General features: G+C 64.1%; 21 protein-coding genes and 1 other RNA gene. 19 read left to right on the top strand and 3 right to left on the bottom strand.

Features of this window, described 5'->3' with window-relative positions; translation table 11 throughout:
* Nucleotides 1-410 precede the first annotated feature (410 nt).
* The 5 genes from BGK68_RS03915 to BGK68_RS03895 all read left to right on the top strand — a co-directional run bounded on the left by BGK68_RS03915 (nt 411) and on the right by BGK68_RS03895 (nt 4,525).
* On the top strand, nt 411-1,424 hold the full coding sequence (locus tag BGK68_RS03915) for a LysR family transcriptional regulator (protein WP_075256011.1): 1,014 nt from the start codon (nt 411-413) through the stop codon (nt 1,422-1,424).
* A 299-nt stretch (nt 1,425-1,723) separates the two neighbouring features.
* Nucleotides 1,724-2,734, top strand: a complete 1,011-nt coding sequence (locus tag BGK68_RS03910; RefSeq protein WP_075256010.1) for an AraC family transcriptional regulator — start codon at nt 1,724-1,726, stop codon at nt 2,732-2,734.
* 85 nt (nt 2,735-2,819) lie between these two features.
* Complete coding sequence (locus BGK68_RS03905) at nt 2,820-3,827, top strand: aldo/keto reductase (RefSeq protein WP_075256009.1); 1,008 nt, start codon at nt 2,820-2,822, stop codon at nt 3,825-3,827.
* 66 nt (nt 3,828-3,893) lie between these two features.
* Nucleotides 3,894-4,214 carry a type II toxin-antitoxin system RelE/ParE family toxin gene (locus tag BGK68_RS03900; protein ID WP_075259665.1) on the top strand — a complete coding sequence of 107 codons (321 nt, stop codon included), beginning with the start codon at nt 3,894-3,896 and terminating at the stop codon, nt 4,212-4,214.
* A gap of 2 nt (nt 4,215-4,216) precedes the next feature.
* Entirely contained in the window at nt 4,217-4,525 is a 309-nt protein-coding gene (locus BGK68_RS03895) for a helix-turn-helix domain-containing protein (RefSeq protein WP_075256008.1), read from the top strand.
* 56 nt (nt 4,526-4,581) lie between these two features.
* Here BGK68_RS03895 and BGK68_RS03890 read toward each other — a convergent pair whose 3' ends face one another.
* Together BGK68_RS03890 and BGK68_RS03885 are read right to left on the bottom strand one after the other, a co-directional pair.
* On the bottom strand, nt 4,582-5,334 hold the full coding sequence (locus BGK68_RS03890) for an HpcH/HpaI aldolase family protein (protein ID WP_075256007.1): 753 nt from the start codon (nt 5,332-5,334) through the stop codon (nt 4,582-4,584).
* Nucleotides 5,335-5,419: 85 nt separating this feature from the next.
* Entirely contained in the window at nt 5,420-6,685 is a 1,266-nt protein-coding gene (locus tag BGK68_RS03885) for a D-amino acid dehydrogenase (protein WP_075256006.1), read from the bottom strand.
* Nucleotides 6,686-6,866: 181 nt separating this feature from the next.
* Between BGK68_RS03885 and rnpB the strand changes: the two genes are divergently transcribed.
* Both rnpB and BGK68_RS03875 read left to right on the top strand, forming a co-directional pair.
* Nucleotides 6,867-7,201, top strand: an RNA gene (gene rnpB, locus BGK68_RS03880) — RNase P RNA component class A.
* A gap of 70 nt (nt 7,202-7,271) precedes the next feature.
* The gene (locus tag BGK68_RS03875; RefSeq protein WP_075256005.1) at nt 7,272-8,432 is read left to right on the top strand and encodes an enoyl-CoA hydratase/isomerase family protein; all 1,161 of its coding nucleotides are present in this window, start codon (nt 7,272-7,274) and stop codon (nt 8,430-8,432) included.
* Between the two features lie 223 nt (nt 8,433-8,655).
* Here BGK68_RS03875 and BGK68_RS03870 read toward each other — a convergent pair whose 3' ends face one another.
* Nucleotides 8,656-8,940 (bottom strand): HU family DNA-binding protein, encoded by a 285-nt coding sequence (locus tag BGK68_RS03870; RefSeq protein ID WP_006465510.1) that lies wholly within the window; start codon nt 8,938-8,940, stop codon nt 8,656-8,658.
* 758 nt (nt 8,941-9,698) lie between these two features.
* On the opposite strand from BGK68_RS03870, the gene mraZ reads away from it, so the two are divergent.
* From mraZ to BGK68_RS03810, 12 genes are all read left to right on the top strand, one after another.
* Complete coding sequence (mraZ, locus tag BGK68_RS03865) at nt 9,699-10,127, top strand: division/cell wall cluster transcriptional repressor MraZ (RefSeq protein WP_075256004.1); 429 nt, start codon at nt 9,699-9,701, stop codon at nt 10,125-10,127.
* A 12-nt stretch (nt 10,128-10,139) separates the two neighbouring features.
* The gene (gene rsmH, locus BGK68_RS03860; protein ID WP_075256003.1) at nt 10,140-11,120 is read left to right on the top strand and encodes a 16S rRNA (cytosine(1402)-N(4))-methyltransferase RsmH; all 981 of its coding nucleotides are present in this window, start codon (nt 10,140-10,142) and stop codon (nt 11,118-11,120) included.
* Complete coding sequence (gene ftsL / locus BGK68_RS03855) at nt 11,117-11,389, top strand: cell division protein FtsL (protein ID WP_013232377.1); 273 nt, start codon at nt 11,117-11,119, stop codon at nt 11,387-11,389. The genes rsmH and ftsL overlap by 4 nt, the downstream gene beginning before the upstream one ends.
* Nucleotides 11,386-13,164, top strand: a complete 1,779-nt coding sequence (locus BGK68_RS03850; RefSeq protein WP_075256002.1) for a peptidoglycan D,D-transpeptidase FtsI family protein — start codon at nt 11,386-11,388, stop codon at nt 13,162-13,164. Before ftsL ends, BGK68_RS03850 begins: the two co-directional genes overlap by 4 nt.
* Nucleotides 13,164-14,690, top strand: a complete 1,527-nt coding sequence (locus tag BGK68_RS03845) for a UDP-N-acetylmuramoyl-L-alanyl-D-glutamate--2,6-diaminopimelate ligase (protein WP_075256001.1) — start codon at nt 13,164-13,166, stop codon at nt 14,688-14,690. Before BGK68_RS03850 ends, BGK68_RS03845 begins: the two co-directional genes overlap by 1 nt.
* Nucleotides 14,687-16,147 carry a UDP-N-acetylmuramoyl-tripeptide--D-alanyl-D-alanine ligase gene (locus BGK68_RS03840; protein ID WP_075256000.1) on the top strand — a complete coding sequence of 487 codons (1,461 nt, stop codon included), beginning with the start codon at nt 14,687-14,689 and terminating at the stop codon, nt 16,145-16,147. The genes BGK68_RS03845 and BGK68_RS03840 overlap by 4 nt, the downstream gene beginning before the upstream one ends.
* 1 nt (nt 16,148) lies before the next feature.
* Nucleotides 16,149-17,318, top strand: a complete 1,170-nt coding sequence (gene mraY / locus BGK68_RS03835) for a phospho-N-acetylmuramoyl-pentapeptide-transferase (protein ID WP_013232381.1) — start codon at nt 16,149-16,151, stop codon at nt 17,316-17,318.
* A gap of 94 nt (nt 17,319-17,412) precedes the next feature.
* Entirely contained in the window at nt 17,413-19,545 is a 2,133-nt protein-coding gene (gene murD / locus BGK68_RS03830) for a UDP-N-acetylmuramoyl-L-alanine--D-glutamate ligase (RefSeq protein ID WP_075255999.1), read from the top strand.
* A complete protein-coding gene (gene ftsW / locus BGK68_RS03825) occupies nt 19,542-20,807 on the top strand; it encodes a putative lipid II flippase FtsW (RefSeq protein WP_075255998.1) in 1,266 nt (421 codons plus the stop codon). The genes murD and ftsW overlap by 4 nt, the downstream gene beginning before the upstream one ends.
* Entirely contained in the window at nt 20,804-21,886 is a 1,083-nt protein-coding gene (gene murG, locus BGK68_RS03820; RefSeq protein WP_075255997.1) for an undecaprenyldiphospho-muramoylpentapeptide beta-N-acetylglucosaminyltransferase, read from the top strand. Before ftsW ends, murG begins: the two co-directional genes overlap by 4 nt.
* A complete protein-coding gene (gene murC / locus BGK68_RS03815) occupies nt 21,883-23,310 on the top strand; it encodes a UDP-N-acetylmuramate--L-alanine ligase (protein ID WP_075255996.1) in 1,428 nt (475 codons plus the stop codon). Before murG ends, murC begins: the two co-directional genes overlap by 4 nt.
* The gene (locus BGK68_RS03810; RefSeq protein WP_075255995.1) at nt 23,307-24,311 is read left to right on the top strand and encodes a D-alanine--D-alanine ligase; all 1,005 of its coding nucleotides are present in this window, start codon (nt 23,307-23,309) and stop codon (nt 24,309-24,311) included. The genes murC and BGK68_RS03810 overlap by 4 nt, the downstream gene beginning before the upstream one ends.
* The last annotated feature ends 28 nt before the right edge of the window (nt 24,312-24,339 follow it).

The following is a 24,339-nucleotide window of genomic DNA, read 5'->3' as shown; positions in this document are numbered from 1 at the left end:
CACTGGTCCAAGAATGGAGCGGATTGTGCGCCACAGCAGGGGTACGAATAAACACCTATAATCCAACAACACTGTTCGGTTGCGCCGAACAATCGCAGTGATAAGTTCCTTCACAATTGCACTCCGTGATGAGATCGAAAGTGCCGGTGACGGCGCCGGCGGGCCTTCATGCGATGCTGCACGTAGAAGGGCGATGATGCAGATTTGGTATTAAATGCTGTTAATTGCTGAAATTTGAGCTAAATTGGAGAGATCTGCCCGGCTGGGCGGAGCGGCTCTCCGATCAAGGCAGGCCAGCGCGCCGGGGGCGGTGCGGGCTTGATCCACCTGTGCCACCTGTATCCTTGCCCCCGTTTTTGCCCCGTTTGCCGCCCCGGTCTTGCCGGGAAGACGGCCTCAAGGAGAGAGCAATGGACCGTTTCCAGGCCATGCAGGTCTTCACCGCCGTGGTGGATGCCAACAGTTTCACGCGCGCTGCCGACAACCTGAACCTTCCACGCACTACCGTCACCACCCTGGTTCAGGGGTTGGAAAGCATGCTGCAGGTGCGGCTGCTGAACCGCACCACGCGCCGCATCAGTCTCACGCCCGATGGTGCGGCCTACTACGAGCGCTGCGTACGCATCCTGGCTGACCTGGACGAGACCGAGCAGTCCTTCCGCAACGTCACCCGCGGTCCGCAGGGGCGCTTGCGCATCGACGTGCCGGCCTCGGTCGGGCGGCTGATGCTGCTGCCCAACCTGTGTGATTTCTATACCCGCTACCCCGATATCGAGTTGATGATGGGCATGGGCGACCGCCCCGTGGACCTGGTGCAGGAAGCGGTCGATTGCGTCATCCGCATCGGCGAGCTGCAGGATTCGTCGATGGTGGCGCGCCGCATCGGCACCTTCCAGACCGTCACCTGCGCTGCGCCTGCCTATCTCGAACGGCACGGCGTGCCGCATACCATCGAAGACCTGCAGCAGCACAAGGCCGTGCATTACTTCTCCAGCCGCACCGGTCGCACCATCGACTGGGATTTCGTGGTCGAAGGCGTCACCCGCGAGGTGAAGATGAACGGCAAGCTGGCGGTCAACGAGGCCGATGCCTACGTCGAATGCGCGCTGCAGGGCTTTGGCATGGTGCAGGCGCCGCTGTACATGGTCACGCGCCACATCGATGAAGGCCGCCTGGTCGAAGTGCTGTCGCAATGGAAGCCGGCGCCCATGCCGATCTCGGTGGTCTACCTGCACAACCGCCATCTCTCGCCCAAGGTGCGCGCCTTCGTGGACTGGGTGGCCGAGCTGTTCGCCACCTGTCCGCTGCACAAGGCCTGCACCATGGGCATGGAAGAGAGCGAATGCCGCTTCGTCGACAAAGCCGAGACCACTACCGTGCGCAACGTGGTGGAGCAATACAACATCGCCGAGAGCGTGTTCTGAGGTCGTTGATGTCTGCTTGGGTTCGGCGAGGATTATGCAGGGCCAGGCGTGTTTTGCACGTGCCGAAAGCTGCCGATTTCTTGCCTGATCCTCTGCCTGTTGTGACTGGAGTTTCAGGTGGATTCGCGCTGGGGCAGGGTGTTGCGGGATGATGGCCTCATCATTGCTGCGCTCATTCGTGTTGTGGCATACCTGATTCTGCAAACTTCTTGCCTGATCCTCTGGCAATTGATGGCGGAGGATAGTGCAATTGCCGGTCCGCGCTAAAGTTGCATCTGTTTTTCGAAAGAGAGAAGCTTATGGAGCTCGATCTGCACACCATCGAGGATGCCGCTACGCTGCTGTTGCCTGAAGCGCATGACACCGCCCCCGCGCCCGCACCGGCAGCCGAGGATGCGCGCTTCCAGGCCATGCAGCAGGAGTTGCTGCAACTGCTGGAGCACTACACCACTGGCGTGGAGGGGATGCTGGAGACGGCCATCCCCAACATGGAAATCTATCGCATCACCTGTCCGAGCGGCCCCAAGCATGCGGTGCAGAAGCCGGTCTTCGCGGTGATCGCGCAGGGTTCCAAGCGCATCTTCGTGGGTGATGAAATCTACGAATACGATCCCATGCATTACCTGGTCGCCTCGGTGGACCTGCCGGTGGTGGGCAAGGTCATGGTGACCAGTCCCGATGAGCCTTACCTGGGTCTGCGGCTGGAGCTCGATACCCAGGAGATCGGCGAGCTGATCGGCGACGAGAACTTGCCTGCGGCAGCGCAGGCCAGCGAAGGAGCCGCCCGCGGGCTGTATGTGAACCGCCTCGATGTGGATCTGCTCGACGCCGTGCTGCGGCTGTTGCGCCTGCAGGAGAGACCGGCCGACGTGCCCATTCTGGCGCCGATGATACGGCGCGAGATCCTCTACCGCCTGCTGATGAACGGGCAGGGCGCACTGCTGCGCCAGACCGTCCTGCAGGACAGCCAGATGAACCGCGTGGCCAAGGCCATCCGCCTGATCAAGGACGGCTACGATCAGGCCCTGCGTATCGACGATATCGCGCGCGATGTCCACATGAGCGTGTCGTCGCTGCATCACCACTTCAAGCTGGTGACCGCCATGAGTCCGTTGCAATACCAGAAGAACCTGCGGCTGCAGGAAGCGCGCAAGCTGATCCTCACCGCCGACGCCAGCGTGGCTACCGCCGCGCATCGGGTGGGATATGAAAGCTCATCGCAGTTCAGTCGCGAATACAGCCGCCTGTTCGGCGCGCCGCCGCTGCGCGACAAGCGCCGCTGGCAGGAAGAGGAAGCGCCGGTGCTGTAGCGCCAGCCTCAGGGATCGCCGGACGTTAGAATGAGCGGCTGCCAGCAGTTAACTTATCCACACCCATTTTTGATTCGGAGACAGCATGCACTATCGTCGCCTCGGCAAGAGCAATCTCAAGGTATCGGCCCTGTGCCTGGGGTCCATGATGTTCGGGGACCAGACCGACCTGCAGGAGTCCGGCCGCATCGTGGCCTCGGCGCGTGAGCACGGCGTCAATTTCATCGATACCGCTGACGTCTACACCAAGGGCAAGTCCGAGGAAATCGTCGGCAAGCTACTGGCCGGGCAGCGCCACGAGTGGGTGCTGGCCAGCAAGCTGGGCAATGCCATGAGCGGCAAGCCCAATGAGTCGAACTACTCGCGCAGCTGGATCGTGCGCGAGACCGAGAGCATCCTCAAGCGGCTCGATACCGATTACCTCGACATCCTCTACATGCACCGCGACTACCAGGACGAGAACCTGGAAGAAGCCGTTCAGGCGCTGGGCGACCTGATCCGCGCGGGCAAGATCCGTGGTTTTGGCGTCTCCAATTTCCGGGGCTGGCGCATCGCCGAGATCGTGCGCCTGTGCGAGAAGAACAATGTACCGCTGCCGCTGGTCTGCCAGCCCTACTACAACCTGCTGAACCGCCAGCCCGAGGTGGAAATCCTGCCGGCCTGCGCCCACTATGGCCTGGGCGTGGTGCCGTACAGCCCGATTGCGCGCGGCGTGCTGACCGGCAAGTACCAGCCCGGCCAGAAGCCCGCGCAGGATACGCGCGCAGGCCGCGGCGACAAGCGCATGATGGAAACCGAGTTCCGCGATGAGTCGCTGCTGATCGCGCAGCGCCTGCAGCAGCACTGCGAGGCGCGCGGCGTCAAGCTGGGCCAGTTCGCCACCGCCTGGGTGCTGGCCAACTCGGCCATCAGCAGCGTCATCGCCGGGCCGCGTACGCTGGCGCAGATGGAGGATTACTATGATGCGGCGGAATTGAAGATCAGTGCCGAGGAAGAGGCGCTGGTGGATTCGCTGGTGACGCCGGGGCATGCGTCCACCCATGGGTATAACGATCCCAACTATCCGTTCTTTGGGCGGTTGGTGCGGACTTAAGCAGAGTGAGTGTTGAGGAATATTCAGGTATTTGCATAAATATGTAAGTACTTGTATTATTCCCGGATGAAGCCACTCCGTTTTCTCGGTTCCAGTCTGGGCGACCTGCGCGATATGCCGGACGATGTCCGGCGGGCATTGGGCGGCGAGTTGGCGCGTGTGCAATTCGGTCTCGAACCCAGCGATTTCAAATCGATGCCGACGGTGGGTGCAGGCGTCTATGAGATTCGTTACAGGGACAAGGCTAGTGGCCCATTTCGTGTCATGTATGTGGCCAAGTTTGCTGAAGCCATCTATGTGCTTCACGCCTTCCAGAAGAAAACGCAAAAAACCGAAAAGGCGGATATCGATCTGGCAGCAAGACGTTACAGAATGATAGGAGGGTGAAAATGCAAACGACTGATCCCCGCTGGAGCGACGAGAGCAGCATCCCCGGCAGCGGCAACGTGTTCATCGACCTGGGCTTCGAGCCTGCCGAGGCTGAAGTCATGCTCATGCGCGTGAAGGTACTGGCGCAAACTTCGCAGCGACTCAAGGAAAAGGGGTGGACCCAGGCCAAGGCCGCTGAGGAGCTCGGTATTACGCAACCGCGAGTCTCCCGGCTGATGAAAGGCAAGGTCGAAGATTTCAGCCTGGATATGCTCGTTACCCTGGCGGGCAAGCTAGGCTTGAAGCCGCAGATCAGTTTCGCTGGATAAGTTCTACTGACTAGGCAGGCGCAATGCCTGCCGATTTTTTTGATCCTGGCCGCGCATTACCGCAACGCCCCAACCCGCCGCGCCCCCTCCGCCTTGATCTGCTGGATATCCGTCCCCGGCACCACCAGGTCCATGCCGATGCCCTTCATGCGCTGGGCCATCTCCATGGTGCCAGCAAAGATTCCCACGTACTTGCCCAGCTTGCGCGCTAGCGCCAGCAGATGATCGATGGCCTCGTTGAGGCGTACATCGTCGTAGGCGTCCGGCGCCAGCCCCAGTTCGATGGCCAGGTCGCTGGGGCCGATGAAGATGCCGTCCAGATCGGGCGTCAGCAGGATCGCTTCGGCGTTGGCATAGCCTTCGCGGGTCTCGATCATGGCCAGGGTCAGGATGGTGGCGTTGGCATGCGTGAAGTAATCCGCGCCGCCATACAGGAAGCCGCGCGCCGGACCATAACTGCGCCCGCCGCGCGGCGAATAATGGCAGGCCCGCACGAAGCGCTCGGCATCGGCCGCGGTGTTGATGAGCGGGCAGATCACGCCATAGGCGCCGGCATCGAGGAGCTTGTTGATTTCGCCCAGGCTGTTTTCGGAGCAGCGCACCAGCGGCACGGCGGGAGTGCTGGAGATGGCCTGCAGCATGGGCAGCGCGGCGTCGATGGAGAAGGGGCCGTGCTGCAGGTCTACTGTCACGGCGTCGTAGCCGCTGTGCGCGATCACTTCGGCCAGGAGGGCGTTGCCCATCGATACCCAGCCCGAGAGGGCCAGTTGCTGTTGCGCGAACAGGGTGCGCAGCCGGTTTTCCCGCATCTTTCGTCTCCCATGGATCAGGCCAGCAAGAGGCTGGCGAGGCTCCATGGTAAGTCTGAATGGGCGGCTAAGGCATGAAACTTCTTCAGGCGCGGTAGCGGAAGGGCGTGTCGTCGATGCTGCATGGCCGGCCGGCGATCTGGTCGGCGATCAGCGCCGCGCTGCCGCAGGCCAGCGTCCAGCCCAGGGCGCCCTGGCCGATGTTGAGATAGAGATTGTCCACAGGACAGGCGCCGACAGTGGGAACCCCGCTGGGAGTGGCCGGGCGGAATCCCATCCACGGCGACAGCCGGGCGTCCTCGCCCAGCACGCAGTCCGGGAAGAGTTCGCGCATGCCCTGCTTGAGTTCGGCGATGGCGCGCGGCGGGATGCTGCGGTCCTGCCCGACCAGTTCGATGCGGCCGGCTACGCGCAGTCGCTGGCCCAGGCGGGCGTAGACGATCTTCCTGGCGATATCGGTGATGGATACCTGCGGGGCGGCCGCGCGGCTGGCCTCATCTTCCAACGGGACGGTGATGCTGTAGCCCTTGAGTGGATAGAGCGGCAGGCGCAGGTCGAGCTGGCGCGCGAAGTCGGCGCTGTCTGCGCCTAGTGCCAGCACGAAGCGCTGCGCGCTGATCCATTCATTGCCCGCCTGTACCGCGCTCAGCGCGCTGCCTTGGCGGCGCACGGCAGTGATCCTGGCGCCACCGATGAAGCGGAAATTCGGGTCCGCCTGCATGGCCGCGACCAGGGCGCGGCAGAAGGCGGGGCAGTCGCCGGCCTCTTCGCTGGGTGTATAGACGCCGCCGACCCAGTCGCGCTGCGAACGGCCCAGCGCGGGTTCGATGCGGATGCACTGGGCCGCGTCCAGTACTTCCTGCTGGCAACCGTATTGGGCCTGGAACTGCACTTGCCCGGCCGCCGCTTCCAGGCCCTGGGCATCGGTGAACATGACCAGCTTGCCGGAGCGCTGGTGGTCGAAGGACAGCTTCAGGCTGCCATTCCACTGGGTCAGTTGATCGCGGCTGTAGAAGGCCAGTTGCAGCAGATCAATGGTGGTCTGACGCACGCTGCCGGCGTTGCAGCAGCGCAGGAAGCCGGCCAGCCAGCGGTACTGGGCGGCCTCCAGTGTGGGTTTGAAGGTCAGCGGCGAGTCCTTGCTGAACAGGTAGTAGGCCCACTTGGACCAGACCGAAGGATCGGCCAGCGGCGCCACATAGGAGTAGCTCAGCTGTGCGCCGTTGCCCTGGCTGGTGCCAGCGCCGGGTTGGTCGCGTTCATCAATCAGGCTGACCTGGTGGCCATCCTGCAATAATCGGTAGGCAGTGGTAACGCCGATCACGCCGGCGCCCATGACGCAAATATGCATGGTGTTTCGTCGAAGTCTGTGAAGAACCGCGTGGCGCGTGGCCTGCAGCGGATCAGCATCAGACTACCGAAGAGCCGCGCAGGTGTCACATGCCGAATCGGCATGAGCTTTGCGTGTGCGCACAAGCGTTTTGCGCATGGCAATCGCCGGGGCGGGTGCATGCTGCGCTACAATAGCGCCCGATGCAGGCCAGACAGCCGCTGGCCGCCTTCGCAAGGAGGCGGCGGGAGGAAGGTCCGGACTCCACAGAGCAGGGTGACGGTTAACGGCCGTCCGCTGAAAGCCGGCGCAAGCCGGTATAAGGCGAGGAACAGGGCCACAGAGACGAGCGTATTAAGTTACGGTGAAACGCGGTAACCTCCACCTGGAGCAATTTCAAATAGGCACGCGTTGATGTGGCTCGCGGAGCGTGCGGGTAGAAAGCTTGAGCGGCGGAGCAATCCGTCGCCTAGAGGAATGGCTGTCATAGCGGGTTTCCCGCCGTAACAGAATCCGGCCTACCGGCCTGCTTCATTGAATTCGATCCGTTCATAACAACACTGCGGCCCGTGGGCACTGCGGGCGCGCCAGCGACCCCAGGAGACCCATGAACCAAGCCGCCGCCCCCGTGGTATTCGAAGAACTGACGGCCGCCAATGGCCGCCGCATCGGCATCGCCACCCTCGCTTCCGAAAAGACGCTGCACGCCATCTCGCTGGAGATGGTGCGGCTGCTGACGCCGCAACTGCAGCAATGGCAGGCCGATCCGGACGTGGCCATGGTGATCCTGCAGGCGCAGGGCGAGAAGGCCTTCTGCGCCGGCGGCGACCTGCAGCAGCTCTATCGCTCCATGCGCGAGCATCATGCCTCGCCGGCGCGCGAGGATATCCGCGCCAATCGCTATGCGGCCGAATTCTTCGAACAGGAATACCGGCTGGATTATCTTATCCACAGCTTCGCCAAGCCCATCCTGTGCTGGGGACATGGCATCGTCATGGGCGGCGGCATTGGTCTCATGGCCGGGTGCAGCCATCGGGTGGTCACCGAAAAGTCGCGCCTGGCCATGCCCGAGATATCCATCGGCCTGTATCCGGATGTGGGCGGGAGCTGGTTCCTGGCGCGCATGCCGGGCAAGACCGGGATTTTCCTGGCGCTCACCGGGGCCAACCTGAATGCCCATGACGCGCTTTTCGCGGGGCTGGCCGACTATGGCGTGGCGCATGCGTCCAAGGCAGCAGTGTTCGATGCGCTGCTGTCGCAGCCCTGGGGCCAGGGACGCGACGCCGAGTTGCTCGACCGCGTCCTGGCCGGCGCCCAGGCGGCGTCGCGGCGGGAGGGGGTGGCGGCGTTTGCGCCGTCCAACTTGCGCTCCCATTTCGACCAGATCGAGGCGCTGTGCCGCCTGCCGACCCTGCCGGAGATCGTTGACGCCATCCTGGTTGTGCAGACCGATGACACCTGGTTGCTCAAGGCCCAGGCGACATTGCGCGCTGGTGCGCCCGGTTCGGCCTGGCTGGGGTATGCGCTGCAGAAAAAGGTGCGTCCGCTGTCGCTGGCCGACGTGTTCCGGCTGGAATTCGTGGTCTCGCTGCATTGCGCGGCGCGGCCCGATTTCGTCGAGGGCATTCGCGCGCTGATCATCGAGAAGGATCAGAAACCACGATGGAATCCGGCCTCGCTGAAGCAGGCCACGCCGGCGTGGGTGGAAGGGTTCTTCGCTGATCCCTGGGCCCAGGGTGGCCATCCTCTGGCCGACCTGGGCCGCTGAGTCCGTTCACAGGCTCGGCTCGGACAAGCCGGGCTGGTCCGCCAGGCGCGGATGGACGAGCCAAAGCAAGAGCCACAGCCAAGGTCTGAAGCGGTTGTCAACGGAGGGGCAAAGCGGGAGAGGGGAGGTGCTGCGCGGCTTATTGCGGGAGAAGGACCGGCCTGGAGGGGCCGGCTTTCGATTTGAATGCCATGAACCTGGTTCATGGCATTCAAATGCGGAATTATTTCTTCTTCTTGTTCACGGCTTCCTTGAAAGCCTTGCCAGCCGAGAACTTGACGGTGGTCGCAGCGGCGATCTTGATTTCTTCGCCGGTTTGCGGGTTGCGGCCGGTACGGGCAGCGCGCTTGCCGGTCGAGAAGGAACCGAAGCCAACCAATTGCACGGTATCGCCCTTGGTCACGGCCTTGATGATGTTCTCGATGACGGAGTCCAGCGCGCGCTGGGCTGCTGCCTTGGAGATCTCGGTGTCGGCGGCGATAACGTCAACCAATTCAGATTTGTTCACTTGAAAATTCCTTTCACTGTTAAGGTGCCCAGATTTTAGCACTGGAATGAGCCGGATTCGCAAGCCCTATCTGCGTTTTGAGCCGATTTGACCTGGACGCATCCAGCCTTGATTGAAAAAAATCGACCGGTCTTTCGACGCTGGCGAGCAGCCCGGAAAATATCCGTACTGGCGCTTCGATCTTCCCAAAGACACGGATAGTAAAAGGTGGGCGGCGCGGAAGTCAAAGCAAAAACGCGTTGCCCCCCCATTTGATGACGATTCGGGAGGAATTTGCCGCGCTGCGATGAACTAAAGTTGCGTTGCAAAATCCATGTCGATCTTTCTCGGCACTCGCAAATCAGGTCGTGCCGACCCTCTTCTATTGTGGTCTCTTATCGTTGCCTTCTGGTGGTGCAGGCAAGCTCGTCCACTCCGCGCAAATGCCCGTCGTTACGCAATTCTGACGCGAAACACATGTGTAAAGCTCAGGTTGCACCTTCAATGTAAATGCTAAGTCCTTCATTTAGTTCGAAAAACTTCTCGCAACGGTGTGTTAAGGAAGTGCGCTAAGTCTTTGACTTTATTAGCAAAATCCCCGTTTTTCCCTGCGTATACCGCTTGACCTGCCATAGTGCATCCTCTAAAGTGGGCGGCAGTGTCAAAAAGTGTTTTTTTGTGGGGCGTTTTTGCAAAGTCATTTGCATTTGCCCTTCGCGACAAGACACCCCGATCAGCAATCCCAGTAATCTCACTCGCCACAGGCGAAGGAAAACACAGTGTTCCAGGGCGCGTCAGCACTCAATCTCGATGCCAAAGGACGGATGACCATTCCGGCCAAGCATCGTGACGCCCTGATGGTGCAGTGCGAAGGGCGCGCCACCGTGACGCGCCATCCGCATGGCTGCCTGCTGTTCTTCCCGCGCCCGACCTGGGAGACGCATCGCGAGCAGATCGCCAGTTGGCCGATGTCGGCTCGCGCCTGGCAGCGCATCTTCCTGGGCAACGCCCAGGACGTGGAGCTCGACAGCGTCGGTCGCATCCTGATCGCGCCCGAACTGCGCGCGGCCGTGGGCCTGCAGCGCGACGTGATGTTGCTGGGCATGGGTAGCCATTTCGAAATCTGGGATGCCGTCAAGCTGGCCGAAAGCGAAGCCGAGGCTGTGGCGGGCGGCATGCCTGATGTGTTGAGTAATTTTTCCTTCTGACGGCCGGACAAGATGAATTTGCAACCGGTGCCCGAGCTGCAGCACCGCACCGTGCTGTTGGAAGAAGCCGTGGACGCGCTGGCCATCGAGGGCGAGCGCGCCAATGGCGTTTTTCTGGACGGAACCTTTGGTCGCGGCGGTCACAGCCGCGCCATCCTGTCCCGGTTGGGCCCGCAGGGCCGTTTGATCGCATTTGATAAGGACCCGTTGGCCATCGCCACGGCGCAGAAGATCGCCGATCCGCGTTTCGAGATCGTGCATGACAGCTTCGCGACCATGGACCAGGCGTTGGCCGAGCGCGGCATTGCCCGCGTGGACGGGGTGTTGATGGATTTGGGTATTTCGTCGCCGCAGGTGGATGACGCTGCGCGCGGTTTCAGTTTCAGGCTCGATGGCCCGCTGGACATGCGCATGGATACCACACGCGGCGTGTCGGCAGCGGAATGGCTGGCAACGGCGGATGAACAGCAGATTGCAAAGGTGATACGAGATTATGGGGAAGAACGGTTTGCTCTTCAGATTGCAAAGAAGATTGTTGCTGGCCGGGCAGTCGAGCCAATTTCAAGCACACGACAGCTTGCCGCGCTCGTGGCACAAGCCGTCAAAACCCGCGAGAAAGGCAAAGACCCGGCCACTCGTACCTTTCAGGCTGTACGGATTTTCGTCAATCAAGAGCTTGAAGAACTCGAAGTAGGACTGGAGAAGGCTTTTGCCCAGATGGCGCAGCACGGGAGATTGGTTGTGATCAGCTTTCACTCGCTGGAAGATCGCATCGTCAAGCAGTTCATGGCCTCCAAGGCACATGCGCCGCAGCCCGACCGCCGCCTGCCGATTCGTGCAGTCGACCTGCCGCAGGCGCCGGCGCGCCTGCTGCCGCGGGTCATGCCCAGCGCCGGCGAGGTCGAGGCCAACCCGCGCGCGCGTTCGGCCGTCATGCGCGGCCTGGAGCTGATCGTGGCCGCGCCCGCCCCCGCCCGAGGAGCCTCGGCGTGACCGGCCGCCTGTGCCTCCTGCTGACCATCCTGCTGGTGGCGTGCGCGCTGTCGGTGGTGAGCGCGCAATACAAGGCACGCAGCCTTTTCATCGAACTGGAGCGCGCCCAGAGCGCGGCCCGCCAGCTCGACGTGGACTGGGCGCAATTGCAGCTGGACCAGTCCACGCTGGGCAAGAACGCCCGCATCGAGGAACTGGCCCGGCGTGACCTGGGCATGGTGCCGGTCTCGGCCGCCCGTACCCAATACCTGACCGTGGGGGCGCCATGACCAAGATGCCTCCCCGCACCAACCTGTCCGGCGGCCGTGTGGCTGCTTCCAAGGGCGTGGCGTTTTCCTCCAATCCCATCCTGCAGGTCAAGCTGCCGGCCTGGCGCTCGCGTTTCGTGCTGTTCGTGCTGTTCGTCGCCTTTGTCGCGCTGGTGCTGCGCGCCTTGTGGCTGCAGGGTGTGTCCACCGATTTCCTGCAGAAGCAGGGCGCCTCGCGCTATGCCCGCACGCTGGAGCTGCCCGCCACGCGCGGCAAGATCACCGACCGCAACGGCCAGGTGCTGGCCTCGTCCGTACCGGTCAAGGCCATCTGGGCCATCCCCGAAGATGTCCAGGCCGCGCCCAAGGACAAGCTGGTGCAATTGGCCAGGCTGCTGGAGATGAGCGACGCCGACCTGCGCAAGAAGCTCGACTCCGACCGCAGCTTCGTCTACCTCAAGCGCCAGGTCGAGCAGGATACCGCCGACAAGATCGTCAAGCTGGGCATCCCCGGCATCGAGACCCGCAAGGAATACAAGCGCTTCTATCCCGAAGGGGAGGTGATGGCGCACGTGGTCGGCTTCACCAATATCGAGGATGCCGGCCAGGACGGCATGGAACTGGCCGCCCAGAAGACCCTGGCCGGCATGACCGGCAGCCGCCGCGTCATCAAGGATCGCCTGGGTCGCGTGGTGGAAGACATCGAGTCCATCCGCGAGCCGCACGATGGTCGCGACCTGACCCTGTCCATCGACAGCAAGATCCAGTACATCGCCTTCACCCAGTTGAAGGAAGCGGTGGACAAGTTCAAGGCCAAGGCCGGCGGCATCATCGTGGTCGACGCCAAGACCGGCGAGGTGCTGGCGCTGGCCAACCTGCCCACCTACAACCCCAACGACCGTTCGGTGCTGACCGGCGCGCAGCTGCGCAACCGAGTCGTGACCGACACCTTCGAGCCGGGCTCGACCCTGAAGCCCTTCACGGTGGCGCTGGCGCTGGACACCCATCGCGTCACGCCCTCCACCGTATTCCAGACCGCCCCCGGCAAGATGACCATCGGCACCGCCACCATCGGCGACTCGCACGCCCACGGTCCGCTGACGGTGGCGCAGATCATCGAGAAGTCGTCCAACATCGGCACCGCCAAGATCGCCCTGGGCATGCCGCCGGAAGAGATGTGGGAAATGTTCACCACGGTCGGCTTCGGCCAGCAGCCCAAGTTCGGCTTCCCGGGCGCGGTGGCTGGCCGGGTGCGTCCGTACAAGTCCTGGCGCCCCATCGAGCAGGCCACCATGAGCTACGGCCACGGCATCTCGGTGTCGCTGATCCAGCTGGCGCACGCCTACCTGATCTTCGCCCGCAATGGCGACATCATTCCCTTGTCCTTCACCAAGGTCACCGATTCGCCCATCGGCCAGCGCGTGATCTCGGCCGATACTGCCCTGCAGATGCGCCGCATGCTCGAAACCGTGGTTGCTCCGGGCGGTACGGCGCCGCAGGCGCAGGTGCCGGGCTATCGCGTGGGCGGCAAGACCGGGACGGCCTACAAGATCGAGGGTGGCAAGTATGTGCGCAAGTATGTGGCGTCCTTCTCGGGCATCGCCCCGATGTCGGACCCGCGCCTGATCATCTCGGTCATGATCGACGAGCCGCAAGGTCAGCACTATGGCGGCCCGGTGGCCGGTCCCGTGTTTGCCAACGTGGCCGCCAACGCCTTGCGCGCGCTGAATGTTCCGCCGGACTCCAGCGTGACCAACATCATCATTCCCAAAGAACCGCTTGAGGAGAGCATGTGATGCCCGAGCGTGTTCTGGACCTCCAAGACATCCAGGCCTGGCTGCGCCAGGCCGCACCGTCTGCGCAGCTGACATCGGACTCGCGCCGCGTGGTGCCCGGCGATGTCTTCTTCGCCTACGTGGGCGATGCCGATGGGCGCTCCTATATTGCCGACGCGGTCGAGCGTGGCGCCGCCGCCGTGGTCTATGAAGCGACCGGCTTCACCTGGCCGGCCCAGATCGACGTGCCACACCTGGCCGTGGCCGACCTCAAGTCGCGCGCCGGCGAGATTGCCGCGTCCTGGTATGGCCAGCCCGACCAGGGCATGCTGACCGTGGCCGTCACCGGCACCAACGGCAAGACCTCCTGCGCCTACTGGCTGGGTATCGCGCTCTCGCGATTGGCTGGCGCCAGCGCCGCCGGCGTGATTGGCACCCTGGGCGTGGGCAGCTTCGTCAACGGTAAGCCGCAAGGCTTCGATGTCACTGGCTACACCACGCCGGACGCCGTGCTGCTGCAACGCAGCCTGTCCAAGCTGGCGCAGGGTCGCGTGGGTGCGCTGGCCATCGAGGCCTCCTCCATCGGACTGGCGCAGGGTCGCATGAACGGCATGCACGTGGATGTCGCCTTGCTGACCAATTTCACCCGCGATCACCTGGATTTCCACGGTGACATGCAGACCTACGAAGACGCCAAGCGCAAGCTGTTCCAGTGGCCGGGCCTCAAGCACGCCGTGGTCAACCTGGATGACGACATGGGCCAGCGCCTGCTGCCGCTGCTGGCCGAGCGGAAGGTGCCGGTGATCGGCTACGCCATTGCCGACGAGCAGGGCGGCGACCCGCACGGCGTGCCGACCCTGCGCGCCAGCCAGCTGCGCAGCAGCCACACCGGGACCGTCTTCCATGTCGATTCACCCTTTGCCAGCGGGCAAGTCAAGACACAGTTGGTCGGACGCTTCAACGTCAGCAATGTGCTGGGCATCATGGGCGTTCTGCTCACGCAGGGCGTGGCCTGGGATGCCGTGGTCGCTGCGGCCGCCGCACTGACTCCCGCGCCGGGCCGCATGCAGCAATTCGGCGGCCCCGACGTGCCGCTGATCGTGATCGATTACGCGCATACGCCTGATGCGCTCGACAAGACTCTCTCTGCCCTGCGCCAGGTGGCCACCCAGCGGGGCGGCCAGCTGTGGTGCGTGTTTGGCTGCGGTGGCGACCGCGATCCCGGCAAGCGCCCGCAGATGGGCCAGATCGCCGAGCAGGCCGACCAAGTGGTGCTGACCAGCGACAACCCGCGCAGCGAAGACCCGCAAGCCATCATCGGCCAGATTCGCGCCGGCATGAGCCGCGTCGAACCGGTGGTGCTGCCGGACCGCGCCGGCGCCATCCTGTGGGCGATCCGTCATGCCACCAAGGCTGACGTGGTGCTGCTGGCCGGCAAGGGCCATGAGTCCTACCAGGAAATCGCCGGCAAGAAATTGCCCTTCCTTGATGCCGACCATGTCGCGCTGGCGCTGGCTGCGCGCTCGACCATGATGGGAGGCGCATGATGCGATTCGATTTCCGCCAGATGCTGGAATGGTTGCGCACCGCCGAAGCAGCCGCCTCCGCGCATACCGTGCCGGGCGTGGTCAATGCGCCGGCCGGCTTGCTGGCGCTCAATGACGTCGTCACCGACAGCCGCGCGGTCAAGCCCGGCAACGTTTTCGTCGCCCTGCGCGGCGAGCGTTTCGATGCCCATGACTTCCTCGACGCCGTGGCTGGCCAGGGCGCTGCCGCCGTGGTGGTCGAACGCGTACCGCCGGGGCTGACGCTGCCGGCCATTGTGGTGCCCGACACCCGCGCCGCACTGGGCCAGATCGCCCATGGCTGGCGCATGCAGCGGCAGATTCCGGTCATTGGCGTCACCGGCAGCAATGGCAAGACCACCGTCAAGGAAATGATCGCCGCCATCCTCGCAGCAGCTTTTGGCGAGGAGGGCTATCTGGGCACGCGTGGCAATTTCAATAACGAGATCGGCGTGCCGCTGACCTTGTTCCGCCTGCGCGCACAGCACCAGGCCGCCGTCATCGAGATGGGCATGAACCATCCGGGCGAGATCGCGGTGCTCTCGCGCATCGCCGCGCCCACGCTGGGCCTGGTCAACAATGCCCAGCGCGAGCACCAGGAATTCATGGCCACCGTGGAAGCGGTGGCGCGCGAGAACGGCGCGGTGATCCGCCATCTGCCGGCCGATGGCGTAGCCGTATTCCCAGCGGATGACAATTTCACGGCGCTCTGGCGCGAAGAGGCTGGTGCCCGCCGCGTGCTGACGTTTGGCCTGAATGCGCAAGCCGATGTCAGCGCCAGCTACCAGGCCACGGCCTTTGGCAGCACCTTGCAGGTCACCGTCAAGGGCCTGGCCGTGCCGCCGGCGCAATTCAAGGTCGAGCTGGCCGCCGTGGGCGAGCACAATGTGCGCAATGCCCTGGCCGCCGCCGCCTGCGCGCTCGGGGCCGGTATCGCTGTCGAGGCCGTGGTGCGCGGGCTGCAGAGCTTCGCCCCGGTCAATGGCCGCCTGCAGCGCAAAGAGGCCAGAAGCGGCGCGCTGGTGATCGATGACACCTACAACGCCAACCCGGATTCGGTACGCGCCGCCATCGACGTGCTGGCCGCCATCGCCGGACCCCGCGTGCTGGTGCTGGGCGACATGGGCGAGGTCGGCGACCAGGGACCGCAGTTCCACGCCGAGATTGGCGCCTATGCGCGCAACCGTGGCATCCCGCTCTTCTTCGGCCTGGGCGAATTGACGAAACACGCCGTCACGGCCTATGGCGCAACACTGCAAGGTGTTGCGCAGGCCCTGCATTTCGACGACATCGCCGCACTCAATGCGGCGGTGGAGCAGGCCGCGCCGCAAGGCGCGACCGTTTTGGTAAAAGGTTCACGCTTCATGAAGATGGAGCGAGTTGTACAGCATCTGGTCAACGTTGAATCACTCACGCAACATCAACAGGAGACCCATTAGCATGCTGGTCTGGCTCGCACAGAATTTTCAACAGGACTTCGGCTTCTTGCGCCTGTTCAACTTCATCACCTTCCGCGCGGTGTTCGCCACGTTGACGGCGCTGTTGATCGGCATGATCGCCGGCCCCGCCGTCATCCGCATGCTCACCCGCATGAAGGTCGGCCAGGCCGTGCGCACCGACGGTCCGCAGACCCACCTGATCAAGTCCGGCACCCCGACCATGGGCGGCGTGCTGATCCTGATCGGCATCGGCATTTCCACCCTGCTGTGGGCGGACCTGTCCAACCGTTTCGTCTGGATCGTGCTGATCGTCACACTCGGTTTTGGGGCCATCGGCTGGGTCGATGACTACCGCAAGGTGGTCTATCGCGACCCCCAGGGCATGCGCTCGCGCGAGAAGTATTTCTGGCAATCGCTGATCGGCCTGGTGGCCGCCTTCTACCTGGCCTTCTCGGTCTCGGAAGTGAGCAACATGAAGGTCTTCGACCTGTTCGTGGCCTGGGTGCGTTCCGGCTTCAGCCTGGACCTGCCGCCCAAGGCCGACCTGATCGTCCCCTTCTTCAAGACCGTCAGCTATCCGCTGGGCGTGTGGGGCTTCATCGCGCTGACCTATTTCGTCATCGTCGGCACCAGCAACGCCGTGAACCTGACCGATGGCCTGGATGGCTTGGCCATCATGCCCACCGTGCTGGTGGGTGCAGCATTGGGCCTGTTTGCCTACCTGACCGGCAATGCCGCCTATGCCAAGTACCTGTTCATCCCGCATATCCCGGGTGCCGGTGAATTGCTGATCTTCTGCGGCGCCATGGGTGGCGCCGGCCTGGCCTTCCTCTGGTACAACGCCTACCCGGCGCAGGTGTTCATGGGCGACGTCGGCGCGCTGGCGCTGGGTGGCGCGCTGGGCACCATCGCCGTGATCGTGCGCCAGGAGATCGTGCTCTTCATCATGGGCGGCATCTTCGTGGTGGAGACGCTGTCGGTGATGATCCAGGTGGCCTATTTCAAGTACACCAAGAAGCGTTTCGGCACCGGTCGACGCGTGTTGTTGATGGCGCCGCTGCATCATCACTATGAGCAGAAGGGCTGGAAGGAAACCCAGGTGGTGGTGCGGTTCTGGATCATCACCATGATGCTGGTGCTGCTGGGCCTGTCGACGCTGAAGCTGCGCTGACCCGGAAGCCAGAAAAGATACGCGCCCCCTTGCCATGTGGCCAGGCGGCGCTTTTGTAGCAGGCAGATTTGAAGAAGTGAGTTTGGAAACGACGATGAACTATTCGGGCAAACACGTTCTGGTGCTCGGACTCGGTGAGTCCGGCCTAGCAATGGCGCGGTGGCTGGTCTACTGCGGCGCCAGCGTGCGCGTGGCCGATACCCGTGGCGAAGCAGCGCTGGCCGAGCGCCTGGCCGCGCTGCGCGCGGATGCGCCCGAGGCCCAGGCCGTGCTGGGGCAGCCCTTGTCCCCGGCCTTGCTGGAGGGCGTGGATTTCGTCGCCGTCAGCCCGGGCCTGGCTCCCGAGGGCGAACTGGCGCCGCTCATGCCCGCCATCGCCGAACGCGGCCTGCCGCTGTGGGGCGAGATCGAATTGTTTGCCCAGGCGCTGGTCGCCTTGCGCGAAGAGACCTTGTATCAACCCAAGGTGCTGGCCATCACCGGCACCAATGGCAAGACTACCGTGACGCGCCTGACCGGCCTGTTGTGCCAGCGCGCCGGCCTGTCGGTGCAGGTGGCCGGCAACATCAGCCCGGCTGCACTGGATGTGCTGCGCGAAGCCGTGATCAGGGACAAGGTCTTCCTGGCCGAACTGGCCGAGCAGGACGCCCTGGCCGCGGCCCAGGCTGCCGCCGAAGCCGAGGCCCAGGCCGCCCAGCAGGCCGTGCTGGACGCGCAGCAGGAGGCCGAAGCCGAGAAACACCGCCGTGCCGCTGCCCGCATCGAAGAGGCGGCCGCCATTGCGGTGCCGGTGCTGCAGTCGCATCCCATTGCACCAGCATCCCTATCCGAACCTGAACAGGAGCCGGCCCCGCAGCTGGATCTGCTGGGCGCTGCCGACGCCTCCGGGGAGCATGCGCAGGACCACCAGCCGCCCGCCGCCGACGTATCGCCCAGCGCAGCAGAGGCAGCCAGCCAGGCCGATGCAAGTGCTGCCGATGAGCCGGGCGCCAGCGAGAGGGTGGCCACCGATGAGGCTGACGCGGTAGCACAAGATGCGTCCGCCGCCGCCGCCGCCGCGACCCTGGACGTGGCTTCCGACGTAGTCCCGCAAGCCCAGCCGGATGCGCCCGCCACCACGGGCGAGGCCATGAACCTGGGCGACTTCATGGAAGTCTCGCGCAAGGCCGAGGAAGACGCGCTGGTCGAAGTGCCGCCACCACCGCCGCCGGAGCCGACCTATCGGGGTTCCATGCCGCAGGCCTGGGTGCTGGAGTTGTCCAGCTTCCAGCTGCATACCACGCATAGCCTGCAGGCCGACGCCGCCACTGTGCTGAACCTGACCCAGGATCACCTCGACTGGCACGGCAGCATGGAACACTATGCCGCCGACAAGGCCCGCATCTTCGGCCAGCACACCGTGCGCGTGCTCAATCGCGACGATGCGCTGGTCATGGAGATGGCCGCTGCCGGTAGCGCGCTCTCGACCTTCGGACTGGATGAGCCGACCGCGCCCAACAGTTTCGGCCTGGTCAATGACAACGGCATGCTGTGGCTGGCCAATGCCTTCGTCCATGAAGACGACGAAGTGCCCGAAGGCAAGCGCCGCCGCAAGCAGAAGGACATGCTGCCGCCGCCGGTCACCCTCAAGCGTCTGATGCCCGCCGACGCCCTCAAGATCCGCGGCGCGCACAACGCCATGAACGCGCTGGCTGCGCTGGCCCTGTGTCGCGCCATCGATCTGCCGATGGCGCCGCTGCTGCACGGCCTGCGCGACTACACCGGTGAGCCGCACCGGGTGGAGCTGGTGGGCGTGATCCAGGAGGTCGATTACTACGACGACAGCAAGGGCACCAATGTCGGCGCCACCGTGGCTGCGCTCAACGGGCTGGGCCTGGGTGGGCGTCCCAATCGTATCGTGTTGATCGCTGGTGGCGATGGCAAGGGCCAGGACTTTTCGCCGCTGGACCTGCCGGTGCAGAAATATGCGCGCGCGGTGCTGCTCATAGGTCGCGATGCGCCGGCGGTGCGTGCTGCGCTGGCCGACAGCGGTGTCGAGCTGATCGATTGCGCCAGCCTGGAAGCGGCCGTGGAAAAGGCGGGCGAGATCGCTACCGCCGGCGACATCGTGCTGCTGTCGCCGGCCTGCGCCAGCCTGGACATGTTCCGCAACTACGCCCACCGCGCCGAAGTCTTCGTCGATGCGGTGCGCGAACTGGCGCTCTCGCGCGGTGAGGTGCTGGGATGAAACTGAACCTGTCATCGATGCGCAGCTGGCTGGGCGGCCTCAAGGAAGCCACTCCGGTGGCGGCCGGCCGCGCCCGCAGTGGCCGTGGCGGCGCGTCGGGCAGCGTCGGTTTCGAGCAGCGTTCGCGCATGATGGAATACGACCAGCCCCTGATCTGGGTGGTCCTGTTGTTGATGCTCTTCGGCATGGTGATGGTCTACTCGGCCTCGGTGGCCTTGCCGGATTCGCCCAAGTACGCCTCCTATTCGAACTACCATTTCCTGATCCGCCAGGCCATCTTCATCGTGCTCTCCATCATCGCGGGCGCGCTGGCCTTCCGCGTGCGCATCGAGACCTGGCAGAAGTGGGCGCCCTACCTGTTCGGCATCACCTTGGTCCTGCTGCTGATGGTGCTGGTGCCGGGCGTGGGCAAGGGCGTCAATGGCGCCAAGCGCTGGCTGTCCTTGAAGATCATCAACCTGCAGCCGTCCGAACTGATGAAGCTCTTCATCGTCCTGTACGCAGCCGACTATACGGTGCGCAAGCAGGCGGTGATGCACAAACTGGTCAAGGGCTTCTTCCCCATGGCCGCAGCCGTCGGCCTGGTCGGGCTGCTGCTGCTGCTGGAGCCTGACCTGGGCGCCTTCGGCGTGATCGTCTGCATCGCCATGGGCATCCTGTTCCTGGGCGGCATCAATGGGGTCTGGTTCGGCGGCATCGGCGCGACCCTGGTCGGCGTGTTCTCGCTGGTCATCGTGACCTCACCCTGGCGGCGCGAGCGCATCTTTGCCTACCTCAATCCCTGGGAAGAAGAAAACGCCCTGGGCAAGGCCTACCAGCTGTCGCACTCGCTGATCGCCTTCGGGCGCGGCGAGCTCTTCGGCGTGGGCCTGGGCAGCAGCGTGGAGAAATTGCATTACCTGCCGGAGGCGCATACCGACTTCCTGCTGGCGGTGATCGGCGAGGAACTCGGTTTTGTCGGCGTGCTGGTGGTGGTGCTGCTGTTCTACTGGCTGGTCAAGCATGCCTTCGAGATCGGCCGCCAGGCCATCGCCCTGGACCTGACCTTTGCCGGCCTGGTGGCCAAGGGCATCGGTATCTGGCTGGGCGTGCAGGCTTTCATCAACATGGGCGTGAACCTGGGCTTGCTGCCGACCAAGGGGCTGACGTTGCCGCTGATGAGCTATGGCGGTTCGGGCGTGCTGCTCAATTGCGTGGGCCTGGCCATCCTGTTGCGCATCGATTATGAAAACCGGGTGTTGATGCGCGGAGGTCGTCTATGAGCGCGCCCCGCAAGTTGCTGATCATGGCGGCCGGCACCGGCGGCCATATCTTCCCCGGCCTGGCCATTGCCGACACCATGCGCGCACGCGGCTGGGAGGTGAGCTGGCTGGGCACCACCCACGGCATGGAGCGCGAGCTGGTACCGCGCCATGGCGTGGAGATGGACAGCATCGTCTTCGCCGGCCTGCGCGGCAAGGGGCTGATGCATACGGTCAAGGGCGCGTGGCGTCTGGTGGCGAGCTTCTTCGATTGCTTCGCCATCCTGGGACGTCGCCGTCCGGATGTGGTCCTGGGCATGGGCGGTTACGTCACCGTGCCGGGCGGAGCGATGGCGCGCCTGCGCGGCAAGCCGCTGGTGCTGGTCAATGCGGACGCGGCGCTGCTGCTGTCGAACAAGGCGCTCGCGCCGCTGGCCGACAAGGTCTTGTTCGGTTTCCCGGCGGATTTCGGCAAGGCCGCCGGCAAGGCCGAGGTGACCGGCAATCCGGTGCGCCAGGAAATCACCGCCTTGCCACCGCCGGCCCAGCGTTATGCCGGTCGTACTGGCCCGCTGAAGATCCTGGTGGTGGGCGGAAGCCTCGGCGCCAAGGTGTTGAACGAGACGGTCCCGGCCGCGCTGGCGAAGTTGCCGGTCGAGCAGCGCCCGCAGGTGACGCACCAGTCGGGCAAGCAGAATATCGTCGCGCTGCGTGCGGCCTATGAGGCTGCTGGCGTAGAGGCCGACGTGCTCGATTTCATCGACGACATGCCGCGTCGCTATGCCGAGGCCGATCTGGTGATCTGCCGCGCTGGCGCGATCACGGTGTCCGAGCTGACGGCAGCGGGCGTGGCTAGCGTGCTGGTGCCCTTGGTCGTCTCGACGACCTCGCAACAGATCGAAAATGCCCGCTGGATGGCCAAGAACAAGGCGGCGATTCACCTGCCGCAACGCGAACTGAGCCCGGACGCCCTGGCCGGTTTGCTGCAGAAACTGGACCGCGCTGCATGCCATGAGATGGCGCAGGCGGCGTACGAACAAGGCCGGCGCGACGCCAATGAGGCGATCGCGCGCGTGCTGGAAGGACTGGTAACACCATGAAGCATCGCGTCAAGAATATCCATTTCGTCGGCATCGGCGGCTCCGGCATGAGCGGCATCGCTGAGGTGCTGCTCAACCTCGGCTATGGCGTCTCGGGGTCCGACCTCGGCAGCAACGCCGCCACCCAGCGCCTGGCGCAGCTGGGCGCGTGCATCCGCTATGGCCATGCGGCCGAGAATATCGAAGGTGCCGACGCCATCGTCACTTCCACCGCCGTCAAAGGCGACAATCCGGAAGTGCTGGCGGCCCGCAAGAAGCACATCCCCATCGTGCCGCGTGCGGTGATGCTGGGCGAGCTGATGCGGCTGAAGAAGGGCATTGCCATTGCCGGTACCCACGGCAAGACCACCACCACCAGCCTGGTGGCAAGCGTCCTGGCCCAGGGCGGGCTGGACCCGACCTTCGTCATCGGCGGCCGCCTCACCAGCGCGGGCGCCAATGCCAAGCTGGGCACCGGTGAATTCATCGTGGCCGAGGCTGATGAGTCGGATGCGTCCTTCCTCAACCTCACCCCCGTGATCGAAGTCATCACCAATATCGACGCCGATCACATGGAAACCTACAACCATGATTTCGCGCGCCTGAAGCAGGCCTTCGTCGAGTTCACCCAGCGCCTGCCGTTCTATGGCGTGGCCGTGCTCTGCCTGGATGACCCGCATGTGCGCGAGATCATGCCCATGGTCTCCAAGCCCATCCTCACCTATGGTTTCCACGAGGACGCCGATGTGCGCGCCATCGATGCCAAGGCGGTGGACGGCAAGATGGAATTCACCGTGATCCAGGACGGCTACGCGCCCATGCAGGTGAGCCTGAACCAGCCCGGCATGCACAACGTGCAGAACGCCTGCGCCGCCATCGCCATCGCGCGCGAGCTGGACGTGGACGATGCCGCCACCCAGAAGGCGCTGACCGAATTCAACGGCGTGGGCCGCCGCTTCACCCGCTATGGCGAGGTGCCGCTGTTCGACGCCGAAGGCAAGCCGGCAGGTCACTTCACCCTGGTGGACGACTATGGCCACCATCCCGTGGAGACCGCCGCCACCATCGCGGCCGCCCGTGGCGCCTATCCGGGCCGCCGCCTGGTGCTGGCCTTCCAGCCGCATCGCTATACGCGTACCCGCGATCTGTTCGAAGACTTCGTCAAGGTCTTGTCTTCACCCGATGTGCTGGTGCTGGCCGAGGTGTACTCCGCTGGCGAAGCGCCCATCGTGGCCGCCGATGGCCGTTCGCTGGCGCATGCGCTGCGCGCCGCGGGCAAGGTGGAGCCGGTGTTCGTGGACGATATCAGCGATATGCCCGAGACCATCCGCAATGTGGTGCGCGATGGCGACGTCGTCATGACCATGGGCGCGGGTTCGATCTCGGCGGTGCCGGGCCGCCTTACCGCCCAGGCCGATGTGAAGAATGAACAGGGGGCAGCATGATCAGCCAGGACCAGATCAAGGCCTTTGGCCGCGTCGGCGTGCTCTTCGGTGGCCGTTCGGCTGAGCGCGAAGTGTCGATGATGTCGGGTAGCGGTGTCTTGCAGGCCTTGCGCAGCAAGGGCGTGGACGCCCATCCCTTCGATCCGGCCGAGCGCAGCCTGGGTGAGTTGCAGGCCGAGAAGTTCGATCGCGTCTTCATCGCCTTGCATGGCCGCTATGGCGAGGATGGCACCTTGCAAGGCGCGCTGGAGCAGATGGGCCTGCCCTACACCGGGCCAGGCGTGATGTCTTCCAGCATCGCCATGGACAAGGTCATGACCAAGCGCATCTGGCTCTCGCATGGGCTGCCGACGCCGCGCTTCCTGACCCTGGACGCCCAGGCGACCACCCGCGAACAGCTGCGACTGGTGCCCGATACGCTGGGCCTGCCGCTGATGCTCAAGGCGCCGCACGAAGGCTCCACCATCGGCATCGCCAAGGTCAACGGTTATTCGGACATGCAGGAAGGCTTCGACCTCTGCGCCCGCTACGACAAGGTGGTGCTGGCCGAGGAGTTCATCCGTGGCCGCGAGCTGACGGTGCCGGTGCTGGGCACGGGTAGCGCTGCGCGCGCCTTGCCGGTCATCGAGATCCGGGCGCCGGAGGGTAACTATGATTACCAGAACAAGTATTTCACCGACGACACGAAATATTTGTGTCCGGCCCCGCTGGATGAGGAACTGACGCGCCATCTGCAGAATCTGGCGGTACAGGCCTTCAATGCCTTGGGTTGCCGTGGCTGGAGTCGGGTCGACTTCATGTTGCGCGAAGTCGATGGCAAGGCCGAGCCCTACCTGCTGGAAATCAACACCTCCCCCGGCATGACCGGCCATTCGCTGGTGCCGATGGCGGCCAAGGCGGTGGGTATGAGCTACGAGGATCTGTGTTGCGAGATTCTGCAGATGGCGGCGCTGGACATGACGCCTTCCAAGGATTGGACGCCGCAGGCGGGCCAGTCGTGATGGTTCGGGTTTAAGGGAGCGCGCGCGT

Source organism: Herbaspirillum camelliae (assembly GCF_001929405.1).
GTDB classification, from domain to species: domain Bacteria; phylum Pseudomonadota; class Gammaproteobacteria; order Burkholderiales; family Burkholderiaceae_D; genus Herbaspirillum; species Herbaspirillum seropedicae.
Note: the sequence above shows the minus strand (reverse complement) of the source record. Positions and strands in the feature narration are given on the sequence as shown.